The organism is Paenibacillus sp. VTT E-133291, assembly GCF_002264395.1.
Taxonomy (GTDB): Bacteria; Bacillota; Bacilli; order Paenibacillales; family Paenibacillaceae; genus Paenibacillus_AQ; species Paenibacillus_AQ nitricinens.
In genome coordinates this window covers 1-5,590 of sequence record NZ_NFVA01000166.1, presented here as the reverse complement: position 1 = coordinate 5,590, position 5,590 = coordinate 1, and the positions used below count along the sequence as shown (strand labels likewise).

The 5,590-nt window shown below is 46.9% G+C and carries 7 protein-coding genes; 4 read left to right on the top strand and 3 right to left on the bottom strand.

Going from position 1 to position 5,590, the window contains the following annotated elements:
* Nucleotides 1-16 precede the first annotated feature (16 nt).
* The 4 genes from CA598_RS33535 to CA598_RS30850 all read left to right on the top strand — a co-directional run bounded on the left by CA598_RS33535 (nt 17) and on the right by CA598_RS30850 (nt 2,501).
* Nucleotides 17-145 carry a stalk domain-containing protein gene (locus CA598_RS33535; protein WP_143812490.1) on the top strand — a complete coding sequence of 43 codons (129 nt, stop codon included), beginning with the start codon at nt 17-19 and terminating at the stop codon, nt 143-145.
* A gap of 4 nt (nt 146-149) precedes the next feature.
* Entirely contained in the window at nt 150-404 is a 255-nt protein-coding gene (locus CA598_RS30860; protein WP_143812489.1) for a hypothetical protein, read from the top strand.
* A gap of 1,010 nt (nt 405-1,414) precedes the next feature.
* Nucleotides 1,415-2,173 carry a ParA family protein gene (locus tag CA598_RS30855; RefSeq protein WP_256990731.1) on the top strand — a complete coding sequence of 253 codons (759 nt, stop codon included), beginning with the start codon at nt 1,415-1,417 and terminating at the stop codon, nt 2,171-2,173.
* The gene (locus CA598_RS30850; RefSeq protein WP_094878973.1) at nt 2,160-2,501 is read left to right on the top strand and encodes a hypothetical protein; all 342 of its coding nucleotides are present in this window, start codon (nt 2,160-2,162) and stop codon (nt 2,499-2,501) included. Before CA598_RS30855 ends, CA598_RS30850 begins: the two co-directional genes overlap by 14 nt.
* A 66-nt stretch (nt 2,502-2,567) precedes the next feature.
* Here CA598_RS30850 and CA598_RS30845 read toward each other — a convergent pair whose 3' ends face one another.
* The 3 genes from CA598_RS30845 to CA598_RS30835 form a co-directional block, all read right to left on the bottom strand.
* Complete coding sequence (locus CA598_RS30845) at nt 2,568-3,425, bottom strand: DNA-binding protein (RefSeq protein WP_094878972.1); 858 nt, start codon at nt 3,423-3,425, stop codon at nt 2,568-2,570.
* Between the two features lie 314 nt (nt 3,426-3,739).
* Complete coding sequence (locus tag CA598_RS30840; protein ID WP_094878971.1) at nt 3,740-4,558, bottom strand: phage antirepressor KilAC domain-containing protein; 819 nt, start codon at nt 4,556-4,558, stop codon at nt 3,740-3,742.
* A gap of 475 nt (nt 4,559-5,033) precedes the next feature.
* Complete coding sequence (locus CA598_RS30835; RefSeq protein ID WP_094878970.1) at nt 5,034-5,255, bottom strand: helix-turn-helix transcriptional regulator; 222 nt, start codon at nt 5,253-5,255, stop codon at nt 5,034-5,036.
* Nucleotides 5,256-5,590: the final 335 nt, after the last annotated feature.

Sequence of the window (5,590 nt, the reverse complement as noted above, 5' to 3'; positions counted from 1 at the left end):
GGCGAAGGATGGCGTATTGATTGACGGAGCGGTGTACGTTTCATTGCGCGAAATGTCCGATCAGTTTGGCGCCGCAATCGCGTGGGACAACGTGACGAAGACCGCAACTATTACAGCTAACGCGCAAGCTAAGGAGGCGAAATAATACGATGAACAAAAACGATATCTTACGCAAATTATCTTCGCGGAAGTTTTGGGCGCTATTGGCTGCGTTAGCTACTTCGGTACTTACGGCGAGCGGTGCGGGAGATAATACGGTGCTGCACGTAACCGGCGTTATAGGCGCGGTCGGTGCGTGCGTTGCGTATATGCTGGCGGAGGGCATTTCTGACGCAGCGAACAGAGTGAACGGAGACCTCGCGGATAGTGCGCGGAACAGTGACGGAGATAAGACGGAGCAATAACGATTTAAAAGGCGCAGTTCTTACGGGAGTGACTCCGTAGGGGCTGCGCCTTTTTTTGCGTTTACATAATTGTCCACGTAACTGTTTACGTATACGTAAACGTTGATGTATACTAGATTAGTAGATTCCGTTATGCTAGACTTATCAAGGAATACGAAAAGAACGCTCATTCAGCTTGCCGGCGGAGAGCGTCCTATCGTCCAAAATATAAGCCTGAATTATCAGGTGTTTTTGATGTTGTTTTAATTTTAACAAGATTGCACGTAATAATCAAGAGTAAGACCCTACCAATATACTAATAAATTGGCGCATAGACCTCATTTTCGAAAAAATAAGGATCAATGAGCTTGCTTTCCTATTGTCTTTTTTAGGAGTGCGCCACCGTGGAGAGCAGCGAGAACACGTAAAACCGCTCAGGGTGAGCTACGCCGAGGCGGTAAAGTAGCGTATATCTAACTAACGCGGAACCATGCTCACGCGTAGATATAGTCTACGGGAGGACGCCGTTAATCGGTCTGGAGGTAGCTGAGTCTCGAAAGAGAGGAGGTAGTGGACATATATGGCTCGCGGGATCAGCTTTGCGAGTAAAAAACCACTAGTAGCGTAATAACTACGTATCGAGCATGGGTAAACGGACCCCTCGTCCTGCCTTATACGGCGTGTAGAATCGTTTATGATACCCCAACCTTTGCGCTCATATTTTTTTAATTTGTGAGTGCAGGTTGGGTATCTGTGCCGTTTCCTGAGCCCGGCCATTTCAGCGTGTCGATTTAACCCCTCGCTGTCAACAGTTTCTTTTAGCTGAAAAATACTTTATAAAGATCAAAATATTGAATGAAGTGGTTGCCGGATTGCGGAGGTTACCTGCTGAACATTAGCTTAAACGATGAAAACTATCAAAATACCGACACGTAGACGTTGATGTATACGTAATCGTTTGTGTAGACGTATACGTAATCGTAGATTATACTAGACTCATAAGCATATTAGGAGGAATACTATTGGCTAAGGTGATCACGTTTGGTATACAAAAGGGAGGAAGCTCAAAGACAACAACTTCTGGGATCGTAGCGTACCTATTGAGCGAAAAGTACAAAGTATTAGCTATAGATATGGATTCTCAAGGGAATCTAACCGAATTGCTGACTCAGCGTGATATTTATGATTTCCAGGGAAGAACAATATTCGAAGCGTTAAAGGCGCAGGATGCCAACGGTTACATATATGAAATAACTGAAAATCTCCACATGATAACCGCGGACGACCATATAGCAAGATTCTCTAGTTGGCTGTATAGCGCGCCATATAAAGGAAATATGTCGTTAGTATTATTGGAGACGATCGGAACAGTTCGGGATAACTACGATTATATCATTGTTGACACGCCGCCTGCATTGGGCGAGCAAACAATAAACGCATTAGCCGCAGCGGATTATGTAGTTGCGATGTTCGAGGCTAGTAAATTCTGCTACTCAGCTTTAAGCAGATTCTTGGAAACTTGTGGACATATTCAAGATAAGGTAAATCGGGACATGCAGATCGCCGGGATCCTTCGTTGTTTAATAGATACGCGCAGAACAGATAATAAGGCCCTAATAGAGTTGGTCCGTGAAGAATACGAAGACGTATGTTTCGATACGGTATTGACCCGTACGGCGGCGACAGGGCGTATCAGTATAAACGGATTTGTTAATAATAACGAATTAAACCAGGCGGTATCGCAGCACCGTGTATTTGTAGAGGAGTTGATTAGACGTGTCGAAGAATAAATTAGATCAAATTAAAGATAAAATACGTCAAGGTAACGGCAATAGTGCAACCGCGCGTTTTCTTGACGCTACTATTATAGAGGAAGATCGAGAGTCAATCGCTCCGCCGGTCCAAAGTAAAATAGACGAATACGTAAACGTTGACGTGGACGTACCCGCCCGAAAACCGCCGAAGAAGAAGTTTGAAGAAACGCATACACGTAAAACGTTCTGGATCCGCAATGAACTAATGGACGATATCAACGCGGAGCTTAGCGTTGAGCGGGGCGCAATGACGCAATTAGTTAACGATCTGCTAACGGAGTATTTTAGTAAACGTAAACGATGACGTATACGTGTTCGTATACGATAATTAAAGCGGTAGCTCAGCGAAGGGCTACCGCTTTTATCTAATTTAATCCGTCATCTCACTCGGAATAATAGGTTCGGCCTTCGTAGCCTGGGAGCGAAGCGCAGTAACTTCCCCTTCCAGTTTTGCCGCACGAATCTCCGCGTCCTTCTCGCGAGTACTAATAGCTTCCAAGTTCTTTTGCGCTTGGACAAGTGCTGCGCGTTCGCTCGTAAGCTGCTGTTCCATGAAACTCTGGCGTTCTTTGATTGCGGCCAGTTCCTCCCGTAAACGAGATATCTCCTCCGCTTGTCTTTGCACGGTTTGCATCGTGGAATTGTGTTCAGCTTCTCGCTCGGCCAGCAGTTCCCGTAGACCGCGACTGTCCTCTTTCTGATCCTCCAAATGTTTATACGCGGATTCCGTGCGCGTTTCTGCAGTAATCAACTGATCGCTAATGCTCTTAAGGAGCTGGTTCAAGGACTCCTTCTCGCTACGCAATTGTTCAATCTGGTGCTGCCGATCGGTATTACTCTCTTTCAAACGCTCATTAGCGTCATTGAGCGCGTCGGCATATTCAGCCGTTTCCTGCTGCTGATACTCCAACTCAGCGCGATAAGACTCGAGCGCCTCCCGTTCCTTCGCCAGCCCTTCCTCTGCTACAGCGCGAGCTTGCGCCCAAAGTTCCGCACCAAGAGCCGTCAATTTGTCCGTAATAGTCTGCGGGATCATCTCTTGTGCTACCGGTGCAGACGGTTTATGGTGCTCGCGCCACTCCCGTACAGCGTTGGTGATCGTTGTCAGGCTGCCGTATCCAAGCCTACGATGCACTTCTGCCACCCGAACCGGCTGTCCTTCGCTCGCTATTGTGTCAGCTACCGTGAAAATCGCTTCTTTTGTCAGTTTTTCCGCCACTCTAATCACTCCCTCGGTTTATATTTCCATTATACACCATATAGTGTAGTAACGCAATATTATTTTACTACACTACTACAAATGTAATATTACTACAATACTACAATTGTAGTATTACTATTATTCATTATTACTACGAATTAAACAGAAAAAACGCCAAGAAACGGATGTTACTCCGAATCCTGGCGTTTTTATTTGCAATGTTCTTTTAAGGACTAGCGCCGCAAAACCGCATAAACAAAGGGTTTTTACGCGCTTTTAGCACCTTTGATGTGCTAGGTAATGAACGTGCAACGATTTGTGCCACGTGGCATGATTTCTGCCTACGCGCTATTCCGTAGACTGACTGAAATATTCGCAGCCACAATGCGTTTAGGCTCGCGCAGTTCGGGAACCTTACCGTCATGCTTGCGGTAGAGCTCAACGATAAAGTCGATACCGACCGTCGTAGCCTTGACGCTCTTGTTCAGCAAGTAACCGCCGCGATAATACGGGAGGATGCGGAAATACTTCTCGTAACCTTTACGCGGAGGGAAGCACTTGTCCACCTCGCGCCCATAGAGTACGCCGTGTCCCTGCAGGAACTTCGTCAGGTCTTCCGCCTCAACTCCGCCGAGGAACTGTTTGCCGATCGTCGTGAAATTCGTGAGTCCTTCTGCGTCAAGGAACTCCGTATATTTGTCCGCTTTTGGTTGAATGACCGCGACCTCCGCTTGCAGACGCGCTCGTTCCTGTTGTTCGTGCTTGAGCTCTTGAAGCAGTCCAATCATCAGGTCCGGATCGCGAATGATCTCTTCAAGTTTTGTCGGCGTGATATACGCTTGGTGCTTGCGGATCGACGGTAAAATTTCTTCCGCAATTTTTATTTGGAATGCTTCTGCTACCTCATTCTTAGCCTTCATGGCGAGTCTGTAAAAGATGCTTTCTGGAATGAAGTCATCTTTCCCAGCTTGTTGGGAATACCCGAAAGAGTCTAGGTATCCTTGTACTCGTGACCACCTAACGACATCGTTGCCACTTGTGGCTACGGTAGTAAAACCGAGCCCGCGCGCCACATCCTCAATGTTAAGAAAAGCGTTCCCGTTTTCATCTAGGTATCCGCGTACGCCTTCGATATTGATTACTTTCGCTAGCTCTTCCATTCCATCCGCCCCTTTTCGTTATTTAGCAGAAAAAATACGCCGGCTAAACACTAGCCCGCGCATTAATTGCTTTCGTTAAGTAAAAATAACCCAATTATATTTGTTTGTAAACAGTTTTTGGGAATGACCACTCGGTCTATTAGACAGGGCGGTCGCTCCGCGTTTTGTGAGGTCCACGGTGAACCTGGCAAATGTTGCGTTCTAGTATGCACGGTGAGCGCGCGCATTAACTCTGATTAGCTCTAGTTCACGTTGAACCAGAGCTCGGAATAAGGTGGGTAGGCGTTTCGGTCAGTCATCGTATGTAGGCGTGAATCACGACGTCATCCTTCCGTATAGGTCTCATTCACCGTGCAGGAGAGCTCCGAGGTTAGGTTCACTTTGAACCTGAGTCTGCGGAGGTCGGGGACAGCGTGTCCCTAACCCTGTATGTGTCACGCGACACGTTCGCCTCGTGATTCCTTACGGCCGGCCATTATTCCGCCATCCCGAGCGCTGCAGCAGCGTCTATTACCGCTTGAATCTCCGGCGTGATCGGGAAGTTACGTGCCACCTTGAACCGTAGGCTGTCCGTGATCTTGCGCTTACCTACTTCGGCCATCGCTACGCACGAAAGGCTGACGCCCAGCACCTCCGCGAAATCCTTTTGCTTATACCCGTACGCCAGCCTTACCGATTTCAGATTGTTCCCCGTCATTAAAATTCCTCCATTATCGTAGTTTTTGGTGCGGAATCAAAAAAGGAACCCGTAGGTTCCCCGTTTGTCCCACACTCCACTAAGAAGCAATAATAGGCACAATTACGCCGTTTATCACAATAAAAAGATGTGACGGATTTTCGGCATATTAGACACAATTGTATATTTATTCATTTATACACAAACGTAATCACCATCGCTAATCAATTACGCTCAATTATCTCTCCCTTACGCATCACCGTAAAATCACCGTGAAATTAGCGCCTTAGATGTCCGGGAGTGATAAGTCTACCCTCACGCTATCTAAACGCCTAAATCAACGGTGATTTAACGGA